Source organism: Cognaticolwellia aestuarii (assembly GCF_002000025.1).
In the GTDB taxonomy this organism is placed as follows: domain Bacteria; phylum Pseudomonadota; class Gammaproteobacteria; order Enterobacterales; family Alteromonadaceae; genus Cognaticolwellia; species Cognaticolwellia aestuarii.
Window position 1 is genome coordinate 22,890 of sequence record NZ_MUZV01000015.1, and the last position, 16,472, is coordinate 39,361.

At 38.5% G+C, this 16,472-nt stretch carries 16 protein-coding genes; 7 read left to right on the forward strand and 9 right to left on the reverse strand.

Features of this window, described 5'->3' with window-relative positions; genetic code table 11:
* The first annotated feature begins 220 nt into the window (after positions 1-220).
* The gene (locus B0169_RS17355; RefSeq protein ID WP_077288173.1) at positions 221-520 is read left to right on the forward strand and encodes a DUF3465 domain-containing protein; all 300 of its coding nucleotides are present in this window, start codon (positions 221-223) and stop codon (positions 518-520) included.
* A 118-nt stretch (positions 521-638) separates the two neighbouring features.
* Here the strand turns inward: B0169_RS17355 and B0169_RS17360 are convergent, their stop codons facing one another.
* Together B0169_RS17360 and fur are read right to left on the reverse strand one after the other, a co-directional pair.
* Positions 639-2,087: a catalase gene (locus B0169_RS17360; protein ID WP_459562017.1), complete on the reverse strand. Its 1,449-nt coding sequence runs from the start codon at positions 2,085-2,087 to the stop codon at positions 639-641.
* A gap of 239 nt (positions 2,088-2,326) precedes the next feature.
* Positions 2,327-2,770 carry a ferric iron uptake transcriptional regulator gene (fur, locus tag B0169_RS17365; protein ID WP_077288175.1) on the reverse strand — a complete coding sequence of 148 codons (444 nt, stop codon included), beginning with the start codon at positions 2,768-2,770 and terminating at the stop codon, positions 2,327-2,329.
* A gap of 213 nt (positions 2,771-2,983) precedes the next feature.
* On the opposite strand from fur, the gene B0169_RS17370 reads away from it, so the two are divergent.
* Positions 2,984-3,439 (forward strand): DUF4442 domain-containing protein, encoded by a 456-nt coding sequence (locus B0169_RS17370; protein WP_077288176.1) that lies wholly within the window; start codon positions 2,984-2,986, stop codon positions 3,437-3,439.
* Positions 3,440-3,582: 143 nt separating this feature from the next.
* Complete coding sequence (locus B0169_RS17375; RefSeq protein WP_143323592.1) at positions 3,583-5,190, forward strand: methyl-accepting chemotaxis protein; 1,608 nt, start codon at positions 3,583-3,585, stop codon at positions 5,188-5,190.
* A gap of 171 nt (positions 5,191-5,361) precedes the next feature.
* On the opposite strand, the gene B0169_RS17380 is transcribed toward B0169_RS17375, so the two are convergent.
* The 3 genes from B0169_RS17380 to B0169_RS17390 are packed head-to-tail and all read right to left on the reverse strand — an operon-like array spanning position 5,362 to position 10,072.
* Positions 5,362-6,444 (reverse strand): efflux RND transporter periplasmic adaptor subunit, encoded by a 1,083-nt coding sequence (locus B0169_RS17380; RefSeq protein WP_077288178.1) that lies wholly within the window; start codon positions 6,442-6,444, stop codon positions 5,362-5,364.
* Positions 6,441-9,752, reverse strand: coding sequence for an efflux RND transporter permease subunit (locus B0169_RS17385; protein ID WP_077288179.1), 3,312 nt, complete (start codon positions 9,750-9,752; stop codon positions 6,441-6,443). Before B0169_RS17385 ends, B0169_RS17380 begins: the two co-directional genes overlap by 4 nt.
* Positions 9,749-10,072 carry an ArsR/SmtB family transcription factor gene (locus B0169_RS17390; RefSeq protein WP_077288180.1) on the reverse strand — a complete coding sequence of 108 codons (324 nt, stop codon included), beginning with the start codon at positions 10,070-10,072 and terminating at the stop codon, positions 9,749-9,751. The genes B0169_RS17385 and B0169_RS17390 overlap by 4 nt, the downstream gene beginning before the upstream one ends.
* A 170-nt stretch (positions 10,073-10,242) precedes the next feature.
* Here B0169_RS17390 and B0169_RS17395 point away from each other — a divergent pair, with 170 nt between their 5' ends.
* Entirely contained in the window at positions 10,243-10,431 is a 189-nt protein-coding gene (locus B0169_RS17395) for a YgaP family membrane protein (RefSeq protein WP_077288181.1), read from the forward strand.
* 232 nt (positions 10,432-10,663) lie between these two features.
* On the opposite strand, the gene fldA is transcribed toward B0169_RS17395, so the two are convergent.
* The 4 genes from fldA to B0169_RS17415 form a co-directional block, all read right to left on the reverse strand.
* The gene (gene fldA / locus B0169_RS17400) at positions 10,664-11,191 is read right to left on the reverse strand and encodes a flavodoxin FldA (protein WP_077288182.1); all 528 of its coding nucleotides are present in this window, start codon (positions 11,189-11,191) and stop codon (positions 10,664-10,666) included.
* 29 nt (positions 11,192-11,220) lie between these two features.
* Complete coding sequence (gene ybfE / locus B0169_RS17405; protein ID WP_077288183.1) at positions 11,221-11,502, reverse strand: LexA regulated protein; 282 nt, start codon at positions 11,500-11,502, stop codon at positions 11,221-11,223.
* 12 nt (positions 11,503-11,514) lie between these two features.
* Positions 11,515-11,736, reverse strand: a complete 222-nt coding sequence (locus B0169_RS17410) for a DUF2788 domain-containing protein (protein ID WP_077288184.1) — start codon at positions 11,734-11,736, stop codon at positions 11,515-11,517.
* Between the two features lie 243 nt (positions 11,737-11,979).
* Complete coding sequence (locus B0169_RS17415) at positions 11,980-12,747, reverse strand: alpha/beta fold hydrolase (RefSeq protein WP_077288185.1); 768 nt, start codon at positions 12,745-12,747, stop codon at positions 11,980-11,982.
* Positions 12,748-13,186: 439 nt separating this feature from the next.
* Between B0169_RS17415 and seqA the strand changes: the two genes are divergently transcribed.
* The 3 genes from seqA (at position 13,187) to B0169_RS17430 (ending at position 16,459) form a co-directional block, all read left to right on the forward strand.
* On the forward strand, positions 13,187-13,738 hold the full coding sequence (gene seqA / locus B0169_RS17420; RefSeq protein WP_077288186.1) for a replication initiation negative regulator SeqA: 552 nt from the start codon (positions 13,187-13,189) through the stop codon (positions 13,736-13,738).
* 76 nt (positions 13,739-13,814) lie between these two features.
* On the forward strand, positions 13,815-15,461 hold the full coding sequence (gene pgm / locus B0169_RS17425; protein ID WP_077288187.1) for a phosphoglucomutase (alpha-D-glucose-1,6-bisphosphate-dependent): 1,647 nt from the start codon (positions 13,815-13,817) through the stop codon (positions 15,459-15,461).
* A gap of 293 nt (positions 15,462-15,754) precedes the next feature.
* A complete protein-coding gene (locus B0169_RS17430; RefSeq protein WP_077288188.1) occupies positions 15,755-16,459 on the forward strand; it encodes a substrate-binding periplasmic protein in 705 nt (234 codons plus the stop codon).
* The last annotated feature ends 13 nt before the right edge of the window (positions 16,460-16,472 follow it).

Consider the following 16,472-nt stretch of genomic DNA (forward strand, 5'->3'; position numbering starts at 1 on the left):
AAGTATATTGTTATCTGAGTAGCTGTGAGGCTAAAGCTGACGGTGTTTGTTAGTGGCAATTGTATTTTTGGCTATGGCTGAATCGTTAACGTGGTGAGTGTTTTAGTATTTAAGGTATCGCTGGTATTCGTTAATAAGTAATATAACTATTGATGATAACGGGGGCTAGCTTGTCGTGATGAACAAGTGGTTATATTGATTTTTCAAAAGTAAGGTTTTGATGAGTAAGCAATATTTTCATGGTAAAGGTGTCGTGGTAAAAGTATTCGCGGATGATCGAAAAGGCAGTCGGCATCAAAAATTTACCGTTAAGCTCAAGCCTAATAAATCAGTTGTGGTTGTACACAATATTGATCTATCTCAGCGGATAAATCAGTTAAAAATTGGTGATCTGGTAGAGTTTTATGGCGTTTACCAGTGGAATCGCTTTGGTGGATTAGTGCACTGGACACATAAAAGTGCAAATGTAGCTGAGCATAAATCTGGCTGGATAAAACATCATAATATTATCTATCAGTAACTCACCGAGCCGCTTGCTAATATTGACAGAGTTATACTGAGTAAGTGTAGAGAAAGCAGCAGGTATTAGCGCGTAATACCTGCTGAATTTTTATTCACTATCTATCTGTTTATTTAGCTTAAATATCACTTAACGCTATATTAAGTGCTTTAGCAATACCTTCACCATAAGCTTGTGATGCTTTCAAACAGTTACCAATGTGGCGTTTTTGTACTGCTAAAGAAGCACCACCAATTGAGCTAGCGGTATTAGTAAATAGCACTTGCTGCTGCTCTGCTGTCATTAAATTAAATAATGCTCCAGGCTGCGAGTAGTAATCTTCATCTTCACGGTGATCCCATCGAGCTGCTGCACCAGATAAACTTAACGGTGGCTCTGAAAAGTCAGGTTGTTCTTGCCACTCATTTTCGCTGTTTGGTTCATAGCCAATAGTGCCACCATGGTTACCATCAACACGCATTGCGCCATCACGGTGATAACTGTGTACAGGGCAGCGCGGTGCATTTACTGGGATTGAGTTATGATTGACACCTAAGCGATAGCGCTGTGCATCACCATATGAAAATAGTCGTCCTTGCAACATTTTATCGGGTGAGAAGCTAATACCGGGTACAATGTTAGCCGGATTAAATGCCGCTTGTTCAACTTCGGCAAAGTAGTTTTCTGGGTTTTTATTTAACTCTAGAACACCAACATCAATTAATGGGTAATCGCCATGTGGCCATACTTTCGTTAAATCGAAAGGGTTGTAAGGAGAGTTTTGTGCTTGTTCATCGGTCATTACTTGGATTTTCAGCTGCCAAGACGGTTTTTCGCCAGCTTCTATGGTGTTAAATAGATCTGCTTGATGACTTTCTCGGTCTTCACCAATGATTCTATTTGCTTCAGCGTCAGTTAAGTTCTTAATACCTTGATTCGATCTAAAGTGGAACTTCACCCAAAAGCGTTCGTTATCAGCATTAATTAAGCTGAAGGTATGGCTACCAAAGCCATGCATATGACGATAGCTAGCAGGAATACCACGATCACTCATCACTATGGTTACTTGGTGTAATGCTTCAGGTAATGAGGTCCAAAAATCCCAATTATTTTGAGCGCTGCGCATATTGGTTTTAGGGTCGCGTTTCACCGCGTGGTTTAAGTCAGGAAATTTTAACGGGTCACGTAAAAAGAAAACCGGGGTATTATTACCGACCATATCCCAGTTACCTTCTTCAGTATAAAATTTTAATGCAAAACCTCTAATATCCCGTTCAGCATCAGCCGCGCCGCGTTCACCGGCAACGGTACTAAAGCGAGCAAAAAATTCAGTTTGTTTACCTATTTCAGAGAATATTTTTGCCTTAGTGTACTGACTGATATCGTGAGTAACAGTGAAAGTACCATAAGCACTTGAGCCTTTGGCATGCATGCGTCGCTCTGGAATGACCTCGCGATCAAAGTGTGCTAGTTTTTCTAAAAACCATACATCTTGCAGTAATTGTGGGCCACGTTTACCTGCGGTTAAAACATTTTGATTATCTGCAACAGGACAACCCGCACTGGTGGTCAGCTTTTTCTTCATGATATATTCCTCTCACTAATTATGAATAATGACAGCATTAGCTTAGTTGAATAAATCATATATGGTAAATTGATTGATTATATGATCATGATAGTTTTTTTTAATTCACAAGTGTTAACAAATGAGAAAGCCCATCAGTTTGCATCAGGAATAGATATATGAGGGAAGATAGATGGTAAGCAATAAAAAGCCCTAATTAACTGAATAATTAGGGCTTAGCATGTTAACCTTGTTAAGATAATTTAAAATTGAGCTTTACGGTATTTTTCACAAGCTACCTCGTCTTCACATTCACCGTACAAGTATAGACTGTGATTAGTTAGTTTAACTTTATGTGATTTAGCAATATCTTCTTGGCGTTGTTCAATGACGTCATCTTCAAACTCAACCACTTTGCCACAATTGAGACAAACTAAATGGTCATGATGCTTTTTATGGCTTAATTCAAATACCGACTTACCGCCTTCAAAGTGATGACGAGTGACAATGCCAGCGTCATCAAATTGGTTTAATACACGGTATACGGTAGCTAAACCAATTTCTTCATTTTGCTCAAGCAATATTTTATATACATCTTCAGCACTGATGTGTTGGTTGTTTGGATTTTGTAAAATAGCCAATATTTTAATGCGCGGTAAAGTGATCTTTAATCCGGCTCTTTTTAATTCTTCATTTTGTTCAGGCATTTATTTAAATCTCTACATCGGGCTTTCAATTTAGGGAAAATTATAGGAGGTTATGCGCTTGGTTGAAAGCGTTAGTTGTAAATGATTATCTATTTTGTTGGTTTTACTGGCTTAAAACGTCATAATATTTTTCTGGTCTGATGAGTTTTACCCTATAAACCATACGCTTTATATGGGTACTCATATGTTTATATTGCTTTCGAAGGAAATTATATGTTTAAAAAAGCTTGGCAAATGAAATTGTTATTGAATATTTGGCCGCCGTTTCTATTTACTGGGATTCGTGTTGTTGATATTTCTGACGACTTTCGCAAAGCAAAAGTGCGTCTAAAGTTAAGTCTATTTAATAAAAATGCGGTTGGTGTTCATTTTGGTGGTTCATTATATGCGATGACAGATCCCTTTTGTATGCTGATGGTAATGGCGCGATTAGGCAATGATTATATTGTGTGGGATAAATCTGCAGATATTGATTATATCAAACCGGGTAAAGGGACGGTTACCGCTGATTTTTTGATCACCGATGCCTTGATTGAAGATATTTTACAGCATACCGCACAAGGCGAAAAATACCTGCCTGAAATACCTGTTTATGTTAAAGATGCGCAAGGTGAAATTGTTGCTAAACTCAATAGAAAATTGTACATACGTCGTAAATTATTAGCCTAATAGTTGAAGTAGAACAAACAATAGGCATATTTTTTGTAATGGCAGGGGAGTTAACCGCAAGTTGATTGTTATTGTTAATAATTTTTATTTATACTCGAGAATTATTTGAACTCATTTTTTATTTTAATCGGGATGATTACAATATGATAATTCAGCTTTCTTTAGCAAAAAAAATAAATATTATTTTGATACTATTTGCCATTATCTTTCTAAGTACCACGGTGATTTTTTTCTGGTTCGATGAAAAGGAACTCAGTGAGAAATTTGTCAAGAGTAATTTAGAGAACCTTGCCTTGAACTATTTTGATTCGGTTAACACCATGATGTTAACCGGCACTGTCGCTAATAGAAAAATTGCTCAACAAAAAGCGTTAAGCCAAGAAGAAATCGTTGAAGCTCGAATTATCAGAGCGCCTGCATTAATTAAAACCTTTGGCAAAGGTTTTGATGAGCAAGCGGCAAACAATAAGTTTGAGCGCAGTGGTTTACTCGGTAATAAAGAGTTTAAACATATAGTGCAAGATGGTAAAGATATGATGAGCTTTATCATGCCGATCCGTGCGAGTAGTGATTATCGCGGTACTAATTGCTTAACCTGTCATCAGGTACCTGAAAATGAAATTCTCGGTGCAGTTAAAATTACTTACGATTTAACCACGGTTAATAAAGAAATAAACCAATCTATTATTCACGCAGGTATTTTACAGCTTATTATCACCGTGATCTGTTTCGCTTTACTAAGCTTTATGTTCAGTAAATTGGTTATTTCGCGTTTACGTCGTTTAAAGCATACGATTAATGATGTTGAGAAAAACCTTGATTTAAAGAAAACTATTAAAGTGCATTATGATGATGAATTAGGTGCTGTGAGTGCGGCACTTAATAGCATGATGGATAAATTTAAAGTGAGTTTTCTCTCATTTTCAAGTGCTACTGAGCAGCTTATTGGCTCAGCAAAAAATGTCGATGAAATTTCTACTTTAACTCGAGAAGCAGTACTGCAACAAAAAAACGGTACAGACTCTGTTGCCGCAGCCATTAATGAACTTGATGCTTCTGCAGATGACGTACAGAGCAATACAGAGATGGCCGCTGAAAAGTCGGTTAGTGCTAGTGAAAGTGCATCGCAAGGTTTGGTATTGGTTGATAGTGCTAAAACTGGCATTAATCAACTGCGCGATCAAGTTATTGAAAATACCTCGATGATCACAGAATTAAGTAATAAAACTAATGAAGTTGGCAGTGTACTTGACGTTATTACGGGTATTGCCGAGCAAACTAACTTACTAGCGCTTAATGCCGCTATTGAGGCTGCCCGTGCAGGCGAGCATGGACGAGGTTTTGCGGTAGTGGCAAGTGAAGTTAGAAGCTTGGCAACGAGAACACGTGAATCTATAGATCAAATTCAAGCGACTATCGGCAGTTTGCAAGTTGATGCAAAACAAGCGGTAACTTCGATGAATGTGGTGAGTGAGCAAGCCAGTGAAAAAGCACAAGATGTGACTGATGTTGCGAGTTTACTTGAAGGTATTGCTAAGCAAATTCGTGAACTTGATGAACTCAACTGCCAGATTTCAGATGCAGCTAAACAACAAAATATTGCTGCTGATGAAATCAATAAGAATGTTGTTGATATCAGTAACGCCGCAGAACAATCAAGTGAAGATGCGATAAAAGGTAAGCAAATTAGTGAAGAGTTGCTTGAACTTGCGTATGAACTAAGTAGCCAATTATCTAAATTTAAACTTTAACGGCTAAAGTGCCGTGATTCGGTAGCTAGTTTAGTCATAGCAACGAGTTAACCTATTTTACAATATGAAAGAGCTTTGTGATTAACAAAGCTCTTTTTATTTAAATAACACACCGCTAATCAATATTTTTAAGTGATTGCGCTTATTTTACTTATCACGGACTCAGGTTATTTACCCTTCGGTATTGGGGGGATTAATTACGGTGTCACCAGCATTTAACCCTGATAATACGATGGTCATAGTCTCACTACTGTGTTTCCCTAAACGTACGAACCTGCGTTGTAACTCACCATTTTCTTCTATCCAGACAACGTTTAGCTGTCCTATGCTGACGATTTTATTGCTCGGCACTTGTAACACTTGCTGTGACTCTGTCGGGATCAGCATTTTGGCATACATACCTGGTAGTAGCTTTAGGTTGTTGCTAATACTTGCTTTGATTAAAAAACTACGTGAAGCGGTATTTGCTGCAGGTACTATTTCTTCAATTTGTGCACTTAATGTTTGCTTAATTGATGGCACTTCTACTTGAATAGTTTGCCCCTGTTGTAAAGTGATGGCGAGCTGCTCCCTAACGTTTGCTTCAACCCTAAGTGTTAGAGGGTTATAAATGGCGAGTAATTTTTTACCTAGCTGTGCCGTATCACCCGGTTCAGCAAAACGATTTACAACTTTACCATCAATTGGTGCGGTAATTGTAGCGTAAGCCAAGGTAGACTGTGCCTGTTGTCGTGCCTGTTTAGCCGCGGTTAACTCAGCTTTAATGCTTTGAAAACTTGCTTTTTGGCTATCAAGTTCAGCGGTGGAGAGCAATTTATTACTATAGAGCTTTTTGGCTCGTGTTAAGCTTTTTTCTACTTCATAGTAACGAGCAGAGACGCTATTGATACGTTCTTGTGCTTGCGACACTAAGGCTAATAAGTCAGATTTTTCAAGCTCAATCAATACATCGCCCAGTGCAACAGTGTCTCCTGCACGGACCTTTATTTGCTCAATTCTAGCTAAAAGTCGAGAGGAGATTATAGTCGCTTGCTTCGCTTCAATACCGGCTGAAACCGGTTCATAAGCTATTAGTTCTTGGTATGAGACAATAAATTGCTCGCTAATTGGCACTGAACTTTTTAGGTGCTGGTTACCTTGGAGTTTTGGTGCAATTTTTTCATCAAATGAACCCGCAAGCCAAGCAACCATAGCTAATAAAATGATGATGGCAATAACAGGAATGAAAGCTTTCTTAATTAGCGTGGTGTTCATGATAGTTCCTCGGTGTTAGCCGTACTTTGTGGCTTATCAAAAATGAGTGCGTAAACGATTGGGACGACAAGCAAGGTAAATAAAGTTGAAGAAATAATGCCAAAAATAATCGCTATAGCTAAACCACTAAATACTGGGTCTAGGGTGATAATTAAATTACCTAACAATGTGGTGCCTGCGGTTAATAGCACAGGGCGCATTCTTACTGCTCCGGCTTGAATTAATGCTTCATTAATTGTTTCTCCAGTATTGCGAGCTTGAGTAATAAACTCAATCAATATTAGAGAGTTACGTACCACAATACCGGCAAGAGCAATCATACCTATCATAGCCGTAGCGGTGAATAAGACCGGCTCAGGGGCTCCGGCAATTTCACGCTCACCAAACTGATTTAACAATAAAAAACCTGGCATAATACCAATCACTGTTAAAGGAATTGCCGACATAATAATGCCTGATAAGGCAGCAGATTTGGTTTGTATACGCAAAACGATATAAATCGCCAGTAAAGCAAAAGCAAATGCTAACCCCATGTCTCGAAATACTCTGATAGTAATGCGCCATTCGCCTTCACCACTCCATACCAGCTCGACATTATTCGGCAGTGACCAAGTATTGCCGCCGCCGTTAGTTAAGAAGGTTCTGGCTTGCCAATCCTGTGCAGCATTGGCACTGTTTAAATCGGCACTAACATCAGCAATAATTTCTCCTGGGGTTCTTCCTGAGATATCAGCAGTGATATACACGGCAGGCTTTAGATCTTTATGATAGATAGGTTTATCATTTATTGACGTTGCAAAATAGCCAAGCTCTCCAAGTGCAACTAGAGACTGTGGGGCTAAATCAATGCCTTGTGCTGTGGTTTGTTGAACGATGCCTGATTGTCCTTTAACCGTAATGCGTTGTAAGTCGCTCACCGTGGAGCGTTGCGCTATTGGTAGCTGTAACTTTATTGCCAGTGGAGTGGCATTATCTTCATCGTGCATGAAGCTGACAATCTCGCCCTGATTAGCAATGTCTAACGCTTGATTGATATCTTTGGTAGCAACACCTGAAAGTGCCGCTTTATTTTTATCAGTGATAAAGCGAAGTTTTTGCTTGTCGTCACCCACCATAGTGTCTACTTCAACAACATGAGGCTCTAATGCTAACCTATTAGCCACGATTGTGGCGGCATCGCGTAATTGTTGATATTGGGTATATTCATCGCCATAGAGCTCAGCTACAAGTGTGCTCATTACTGGTGGCCCTGGTGGCACTTCAACTACCTTAAGTTTAATACCGTCAGTGTTGAGTGGCGCTAGCAATGCTCGCATTCTCAGAACTACGCCATGTGATTGGTGTTCACGGGCGGTTTTATCAACGAGAATAACTCTGATATCAGCAGTATTTGGCATTTGTCGAAAGTAATATTGCCTTACCATACCATTAAAATCGATTGGAGAAGATTCACCGACATAATTAGCGATTGTTTTGACTTCGGGCAGTTGTTGAATGATGTTTGAAACTTTTTTGGTCATTGCTGCGGTTTGTTCTAATGTGGCACTTTCTGGCATATCGACAATTATTTGCACTTCATTTTTATTGTCAAAAGGTAACAGCTTTAATGGAACTAAGCGCAATACTGGCAGCATGGCTGCGATAATGAATAAGGCCAATAAAAGCCAAAGAACGGCCTTTCCTTTTTTTCTACTCGCTAATAAAGGGGTAAGCATTCGACGGTAGAATTGGCTAAAACCATGGTTTTGTTGATTTGTATCAGCCGCCACTTTAGGTTTAATTAACTTAGCAGCTAACCATGGTGTTACTAGAAATGCTACTAGCGTACTACTAATGACGCTCATAGGCACATTGAATGCCATTGGTGCCATGTATGGTCCCATCATGCCAGTGATGAAGGCGAGTGGAATAAACGCCAGTACGATGGTAAATGTTGACATGATCAATGGCACGCGTATTTCATTGATAGCATCGACTATTTTATCTTTTAACTTACCTTTGCCTTTTGCTATGTAACGTTCAATGTTGTCTACGCCAGTAATGGGGTCATCAACCAATAAACCGAGCGATAAAATAAGCGCAAAAAGTGTTACCCGATTGATGGTATAACCAAAGGCTAAATCTAATGATAATGTGATGCCATAACAAATAGGTACCGCGAGTCCAACCACTAAAGCAGGGCGCCAGCCAAGAAAAACACCGATAAAAACAACCACGGTAAAAACGGCGAAGGCCAAACTGGTGGTTAAGTTATTCACTTTTTCATTGGCGGTTTCGCCATAATCTCTAAGCACCTCTACCTGTACGCCTTGTGGAAAAATACTTTGTTGTAGCTGTGCTATTTTTTCATGTACCGCTTCGGCAACATTAACGGCATTGCTACCTTTTTGCTTCGCAACACTTATCGTGACAAAAGGGTGATCAGGACTATTTTTATTAGGGTGGGCGTTAGTAAAATCTAACCAGTGGTATGCCTGTTGTTCTGCCGGGCCATCAACTATTGCAGCAATATCTTTCAAAATTACCGTCGCACCATTGACCACTAAAATAGGCGTAGCAGCCAAACTGTCTTTATCTCTAAACACATCGCCACTTTCCAAAATAACCGAGCTATTTGATAAAGTAATATTACCTAAATGTTGTAGTTGGTTGGATGATTGAATCGCCTTAATAACATCGGCTGTTGTAACCTGCCTCGCTGTCATTTGCTCTGGATCGAGGTTTACTTGGATCTCTCGTGTACGGCCGCCAACAATATTAACTTCACTGGTATCATCGATAGCTTGTAAAAAGGTAGTGATTTCTTCAGCAAGCCTTCTTAAAGCAAAGTCATCAACTTGTTCGGGAGAGTCACTCCACAAGCCAAGCATAACAATAGGAACATCATCAACCTCAACGGGGCTAACACGCCAACTACTGACCAGTGCAGGAATTTTATTGGTATTAGCGTGTAATTTGTTATAAGTATTGAGTAACGCACTTTCTCTATTTTCTCCAACATGAAACCTTAAGGTAACCACTGATTGGCCATTGTTGGTCATTGAATAAACGTGTTCGACGCCACTAATTTGTGAAAGTAACTTCTCCAGCGGTGTGGTCACTAAACGTGCTGCTTGATTGGCGTTTATACCGGGGCTTGTGACAATAATGTCAATCATCGGAACGACAATTTGAGGCTCTTCTTCCCTTGGGGTGTATTTTAACGCAATAAAGCCTGAAACGATTGAAAGTATGAGTAAAAACAAAGGTAGCTTACTATTTAACACTGAGCCAATTAAGCGCTGGGTAAAATTTTGTTGGTTGGTCATTTTCTTATTTTCCTTTGCGCACTATCACAAAACTGTTGTTGTAGATAAAACAGTAAATCCTTAATTTCAGCATTATGAATTCTGTAATAAATAGTTTGCGATTCCCTTCTTGTTGCCACTAAGCCATTTTCTCTGAGTTTAGTTAGATGTTGCGACAAGGCCGATTGTGATAAATCAATTTGTTTATTTAAATCACCGACGGTAAGTTCACTATCGGCAAGGCAACAGAGGATCATGAGTCGATAATGGTTTGAAAGTAGTTTTAGTATAGCGGCCACTTCTTTGGCATTTTCTGACAGTTCAGCAGGTTTTATATTCATTTTACCTCAGCGTAAATCTCTACCAACAAAGTTATATTTGACATATTAGCGCAACATTGTATATTAGTAAATTTTAAATAAGAAAAAGCTAATGTAGTATATTTTAATGTAGTAGTTATTAATTTAGGTTTTTCTAATTTTTTAGTTCTACTTTTGTGTGGAGAATAAATATGACTATCAATGAATGGTTACGATTAATCGCCGGTGTTATGATCTTGCTATCGTTATATCTTGCGATCAGCTTTTCAATCAACTGGTTGTGGTTTACTGCTTTTATTGGTGTCAACTTGCTGCAATCATCGTTGACTAAGTGGTGCCCAATGATGACTATTTTGCAGAAGTTTGGTGTTAAAAATTAATACTAATTGACGTCATTTTTTGCTCTGTATGGCATAACTTCTGTGGGTATACCGCTTAGTCGTTGATTTCATAGCAATGTCTGAGTTAGCAATGCCTGAGTTAGTACTGAGAAGTAACAAGCTCGCTTAAGACAGAGCAAAAGTTGTAAACAAAAAAGCCAGCGGTTAGCTGGCTTTATATTATTACGATAATGACCCACCCTAGGAGGGGCATAAACTATTGAATAATAAGTTAGTCTTCTAACTCTGCTAAGCATAGTTCGTTATAAATTTGTTTAACCCAAGCATCAACTCGTGCTTCAGTTAATTCTGGTTGACGGTCTTCATCGATGCATAAACCGATAAAAGTATTTTCGTCAACTAAGCCTTTAGAGGCTTCAAATTCATAGCCTTGTGTTGGCCAGTTACCAACAATAATTGCACCTTTTGATTCAACGATATCACGTAATGGCTCCATTGCATCACAGAAGTACTCTGCGTAGTCTTCTTGATCGCCTAAGCCAAAAATAGCGACTAACTTATCAGTAAAGTCAATTTCTTCTAACTCAGGTAAGAAATCATCCCAGTCACATTGGTTTTCACCATAGTACCAAGTAGGAATACCTAAAATTAATAAATCGAATGCTGCGATTTCTTCTTTAGTACTCTTGGCGATATCTTTTACATCAACAAGCTTTTTACCCAATTTTTTTTGGATCATTTTACCTACAGCTTCGGTGTTTCCTGTATCACTTCCGAAAAATAAACCTACAATTGCCATGAATCTAACCTTTTATATCTAACTAAACTTTAATGTTCATTGGCATCAAGCGACTGAATTAATAAAGCTTCAATTAATTCACTTCGACTGAGACCCTTATCTTTTGATAAAGCGTCTAAGCGTTCAAATACACTTAGGTGTAATTTAAACTCAACACGCTTTAAACCATTGTTCTTATCACGCTTTACCTGATTACGCTTGTTTATTTTAACTTGAACACTGCGCGAATGAGGATTCGTTTTTGGTCGTCCTGGACGCTTTTCATCGCTAAATAAGTCAATGGTTGTTAAATCTGCTACTTCTTTTGCCATTATATTACTTACTTATCCAACGCCTTGGCTTTCCCAAACAAACTGAATGATACCTTTAGCAATAAAGCCGGCACATCCTAAAAATAATACAAAATAAACAACAACCTTCCCCATTTTAGGAACATCGTTTTTTTTCATTACATCATGGATTGATAACCCAATGAAAATAAAGATAAAAGCAAAAAATAAATTCAGCCCGACGGCTTCAACTAGTTCAAAGTGTTCTGCTAACATAATCAACCCTAAAATTTTCAGGGCGCACTATAGCATATCGTTGCTTTTAAACACATTAATTTTTGTTTACTAGCGTATGTTTTATCAATGCCACTTTGGTTATGAAGCCAATAAAATAAAGCGCTAAAGAATATTTTATTATCTCAATTGCACAAAATTTAACTGCTTGAAATTAGAGCTAGATCAATTAGCGCCTATAAATTGATAAGTTTATAACCGAACTCAAATGGCATTTACTTGTGATCAAGTTGCTAAAAAGTTCACTACACTGCGATTAAAAGCTATGGTTTTTTCAGCATGCAACCAATGACCAGCGCCTTGAATTACGCGGGCACGGCTTTGTGGAAATAGCCTAACTATTTCTGCTCTATGTTCAGGTAAGATATAATCTGAGTTTGCTCCCTTAATAAATAAGGTCGGGCCACTGTAAGTGTTGCTACCTTGATAAGTTCGCATAATATTCGGGTAGTTCTTGTCGATATTTTCAATATCGCATTTAAAGACGAATTGACCATCCTTACTGGTTAAGTTACCAAGCAAAAACTGTCTAACACTGAGGTTGTCGACATAATGCGCTAATTGTTTATCTGCGTCTTTACGTCCTTTTACTGAGCTTAAATCTATGGCTTTTAGTCCGTCAATGATTTGGTTGTGATGTGGCGGGTATTCTACCGGGGCGATATCTGCCACAATAAGTTTATCTACTCGTTCAGGGCAGGTAAGCGCTAACTCCATTGCTATCTTCCCCCCCATAGAATGCCCAAGTATGATGGCGCTCTCGATAGCCAAATGTTGCATTATTGCAACAATATCTTTTGCCATAGATGGATAGTCCATCAGCTCATTGTGAAATGAGTCGCCATGATTACGAACATCAACACTGGTGACGCGATAGTTTTCTGACAGCGCTTTGGCAACCATATTAAGGTTTTCTAGACGGCCAAATAAACCATGTATTAGAATAATATCTTTACCGCTGCCCAGTTGTTGGTAATTTAAAAGCTGACTCATATTTCTCTCTATTATCTCTGTCTAGCGCTATATCATGTAATTATTAGCAAGTGTTGTGCTGTTTATGCGGCGAAATTGTGCTTGTTTTTAGTTTTTGATGCAAGCCAATCTGTATAGATAGTCAAGCCAGGGCAACCCCGTGCGGTATTCATTTAAGCTTGGACTCGATCAAGGTTATTTTCATGGCGCAGAATCAGATGAAAACAGGGTTTACAGGACAATGATTGGTATATATAGCATTAAACACTAAGGTCGAACTCTGTAAAACCGATAAACTAGCCCTTTTTACATTGCGTTAAGTTGTTACTGCTGGAATTAAAATGGCGTGAATTACGGGTTTTAAAAAATATTTCTATCATTTGTTAATCCACTATAGAGACTTGCTATTAACGTAAGTATAATCTTGTCGCGATCTATAATAATTTTCCTAGGGTCATCAATGAAAAACATCGAAATAGATGAAGAGCTTTACCAGCATATAGCTTCAAATACTCAGTATATTGGCGAAAGTGCATCGTCGATATTACGTCGTCTTATTAAGTTACCAGCACAAAGCAATACTGAGGTTGCTGTAGAATCAGAAACAATTGAGCCGGTTACGGATGTGGTCGTTGAAAAGTCAACTGAAGCTACTCCTGTTGTCACCGACAGTAATGGCACGGTATTCAACTATATCAATAAAGAAGAGTTAGCCATGCAAAGGGGAGCTGTAGGGCGGTTTTTATTGATTTTAGCGGCGTTATATCGTGTGCATAACCAGCACTTTTCTACCGTTTGCAATATTAGAGGTCGTGATCGTTTATATTTTGCCGCCAGTGAAGCTGAATTAGCGGCAAGCGGTAGCAGCACTAAGCCACGTCAAATTCCTGATAGCCCATTTTGGGTTATTACGAATTCAAACACTACGCGTAAAAAAATGATGCTGACAGAAGTAGGCCGTGCGCTAGGCTATAACGAACAAGATGTAGAAGATATTCGCGATTTACTTTAGCAACTCGAAAGTTCGCTAAGATAGTTCGCTAAAATTGATTTATAAATCGACATGGCAAATAAGACAAGGAACATAAATGACAATTCATCATCATGCTGGTAAACCCGCTAGGCCGGAAGACAGAATTAATATTGGTCGTTTAGTCAGTGACTATTTTTTACAAGCACCTGATATCAGTGTTGCAGAACAAAAAGTCAGTTTTGGTACTTCTGGTCATCGTGGAAGTGCCAGTAAATTAAGCTTTAATCAGCAGCATATCGAAGCAATTTGCCAAGCTGTAGCAGAGTACCGTCAAAAACAAGGGTTTCAAGGCCCTTTGTATTTAGGTAAAGATACTCATGCTTTGTCTGAGCCGGCATTTGCTACTGCCATTGAAGTCTTAGTTGCTAATAATGTACCTGTTGTTATTCAAGCGGATGATGGTTTTACGCCAACGCCAGTGATTTCACGTTTAATCATAGTGCATAATAAAACGCAAAAAACGAAAGCTGATGGCTTGATTATCACGCCATCACATAACCCTCCAACGGATGGCGGCATTAAGTATAATCCTCCTCATGGAGGTCCCGCGGAAGGTGAAATAACTCAAGTTATAGAGCAACGCGCTAATGAAATCATCGCTAACAAGCTTGTTGATGTTAAACGTATTGACTTTACGCAAGCCTTGCAATCTCCGCTATTATCTCGAGAAAATTTTATTGAATTTTATGTTGATGAATTAAGTCAAGTCATTGATATGCAAGCTATCGCAAAAGCTGGCGTTCATATTGGTGTTGATCCTCTCGGTGGTTCAGGAATTCACTATTGGCCGGTTATTGCAAAAAAATATGGTTTGAAACTTGATGTGGTTAACCCCGTTGTTGATGCTAGTTTTGCATTTATGCCATTGGATAAAGACGGCAAAATTCGTATGGATTGCTCATCACCATATGCTATGGCGGGTTTAATTGCCTTAAAAGATAAGTTTGATGTTGCTGTTGGTAACGACCCTGATTTTGATCGCCATGGTATTGTCACTAAAAGTGGTGGTTTGATGAATCCAAATCATTACTTAGCGGTATCTATTCACTATTTAATGACTCACAGAGATTGGCCAGTGAGTTGTAAAATTGGTAAAACCTTAGTTTCAAGCTCGTTGATTGATCGTGTTGCTAAACTTATTGAACGGCCACTTTCAGAGGTGCCGGTTGGCTTTAAATGGTTTGTTGATGGCTTACATGATTCAAGTTATGCCTTTGGCGGTGAAGAAAGTGCTGGCGCATCGTTTATTGCTAGAGACGGTAGCTGTTGGACGACAGATAAAGACGGTTTTATAATGACCTTACTCGCGGCAGAAATGCTTGCTGTGACTGGAAAAGACCCTTATCAGTTATACCAAGAACTAGCTCAAAAGCTAGGTGAGCCTTGTTATGGTCGTGTTGAAGCTGTCGCAAATTTACAACAAAAACAGGTCTTAACATCATTAACCCCAGACGCTATCACGACAGATATGCTAGCGGGTGAGGAAATTACGCAAATTTTATCACACGCGCCAGGAAATAATGCTGCAATTGGTGGGATTAAGGTCTGCACTGAAAATGGCTGGTTTGCTGCTCGCCCCTCTGGTACGGAAGATATTTACAAAATTTATGCTGAAAGTTTTATTGATGACAAGCACTTACAGTTGATTATTAGCGATGCACAAAAATTGGTCAGTGCTGCATTTGAGGCAGCTGGCTTATAATGCTTTAGTTACGTTTAAGTTCACAACTTTAAAAGGGTGCTATACGCACCCTTTTTATTACAAAAAATTTAAAATATGTTTCTGCTGTTAACTTAAAAGCCGCTATTTATTGCTTATGCTAGCGTCATTAATTTAATGGATTATATTGATGCTAACAAAGTTGATGCTAACAAAGTTAAATGTTAATTTATTGTTAACTAATATATGAGGCTAAAATATAAAGCTAACATTTAACCATTCTGCTTGTTGTTATCTTTTGTTTTATATCACTTAACGCTTAACCGCACACAATTATGAAAGTTACTGTTATTATCATCGCTTTATTCTTTCTCTTTACCGCAGAGCTATTTGCTAAAGAGAGAATTTTGTTGGGCGTAGAAAACAGTTGGCCACCATACTCGGACTCGGACGGTAACGGCATATCTAAAGATATCATTACCAAAGCTTTTAATGCGGTTGATCTTGAGGTTGAGTTTGTTGTGCTACCTTATGCTAGAGCATTGAAAATGACTAAAGATGGCACATTAGATGGTGCTTTTAATGTTACTAAGCAAATTAGCACGATTAAGCAATTTAATTTTCATGACAATCCTTTCTTAAAGGCAAGCGCTTCCTTTTATTATCCTCCCAACTCTTTATTAAACTATCAAACGTTAGCCGAAATTCCTGATGATATGATCATCGGACTAATAATTGGTTACGAATATGGTGATGATTATGAGAAACACCGGCAACGCTTTAATGAAGTTAGATTGACCAAACAAAGTCAAATAATTGAAATGTTGCAATCAAACCGAATAGATATGGCGATAATGTTTGATGAAGTCGCGGCATATTCTCTTCAAAAATCAAACTTACCAAGCTCGACGATTAAGCAGGGGGCTATAAATCACATTAGTGATATTTATATTGCCTTTAGCAAGTCCAGAGATACCGATAATATTATCAAAGCTTTTGAAAGAGGGCTTAAAAAAATAAATAATAGCGTGACTCATTAAACTAAAACGTTAA

What these genes read in the sequence shown, in the direction of transcription:
- B0169_RS17390 (WP_077288180.1), bottom strand. Translation starts at nt 10,072, where the DNA reads ATGAATATAAAACCTGCTGAACTGTCAGAAAATGCCAAAGAAGTGGCC.
- fur (WP_077288175.1), bottom strand. Translation starts at nt 2,770, where the DNA reads ATGCCTGAACAAAATGAAGAATTAAAAAGAGCCGGATTAAAGATCACT.
- B0169_RS17355 (WP_077288173.1), top strand. Translation starts at nt 221, where the DNA reads ATGAGTAAGCAATATTTTCATGGTAAAGGTGTCGTGGTAAAAGTATTC.
- B0169_RS17385 (WP_077288179.1), bottom strand. Translation starts at nt 9,752, where the DNA reads ATGACCAACCAACAAAATTTTACCCAGCGCTTAATTGGCTCAGTGTTA.
- ybfE (WP_077288183.1), bottom strand. Translation starts at nt 11,502, where the DNA reads ATGGCAAAAGAAGTAGCAGATTTAACAACCATTGACTTATTTAGCGAT.
- B0169_RS17380 (WP_077288178.1), bottom strand. Translation starts at nt 6,444, where the DNA reads ATGAACACCACGCTAATTAAGAAAGCTTTCATTCCTGTTATTGCCATC.
- pgm (WP_077288187.1), top strand. Translation starts at nt 13,815, where the DNA reads ATGACAATTCATCATCATGCTGGTAAACCCGCTAGGCCGGAAGACAGA.
- B0169_RS17430 (WP_077288188.1), top strand. Translation starts at nt 15,755, where the DNA reads ATGAAAGTTACTGTTATTATCATCGCTTTATTCTTTCTCTTTACCGCA.
- seqA (WP_077288186.1), top strand. Translation starts at nt 13,187, where the DNA reads ATGAAAAACATCGAAATAGATGAAGAGCTTTACCAGCATATAGCTTCA.
- B0169_RS17370 (WP_077288176.1), top strand. Translation starts at nt 2,984, where the DNA reads ATGTTTAAAAAAGCTTGGCAAATGAAATTGTTATTGAATATTTGGCCG.
- B0169_RS17410 (WP_077288184.1), bottom strand. Translation starts at nt 11,736, where the DNA reads ATGTTAGCAGAACACTTTGAACTAGTTGAAGCCGTCGGGCTGAATTTA.
- B0169_RS17415 (WP_077288185.1), bottom strand. Translation starts at nt 12,747, where the DNA reads ATGAGTCAGCTTTTAAATTACCAACAACTGGGCAGCGGTAAAGATATT.
- B0169_RS17375 (WP_143323592.1), top strand. Translation starts at nt 3,583, where the DNA reads ATGATAATTCAGCTTTCTTTAGCAAAAAAAATAAATATTATTTTGATA.
- B0169_RS17395 (WP_077288181.1), top strand. Translation starts at nt 10,243, where the DNA reads ATGACTATCAATGAATGGTTACGATTAATCGCCGGTGTTATGATCTTG.
- fldA (WP_077288182.1), bottom strand. Translation starts at nt 11,191, where the DNA reads ATGGCAATTGTAGGTTTATTTTTCGGAAGTGATACAGGAAACACCGAA.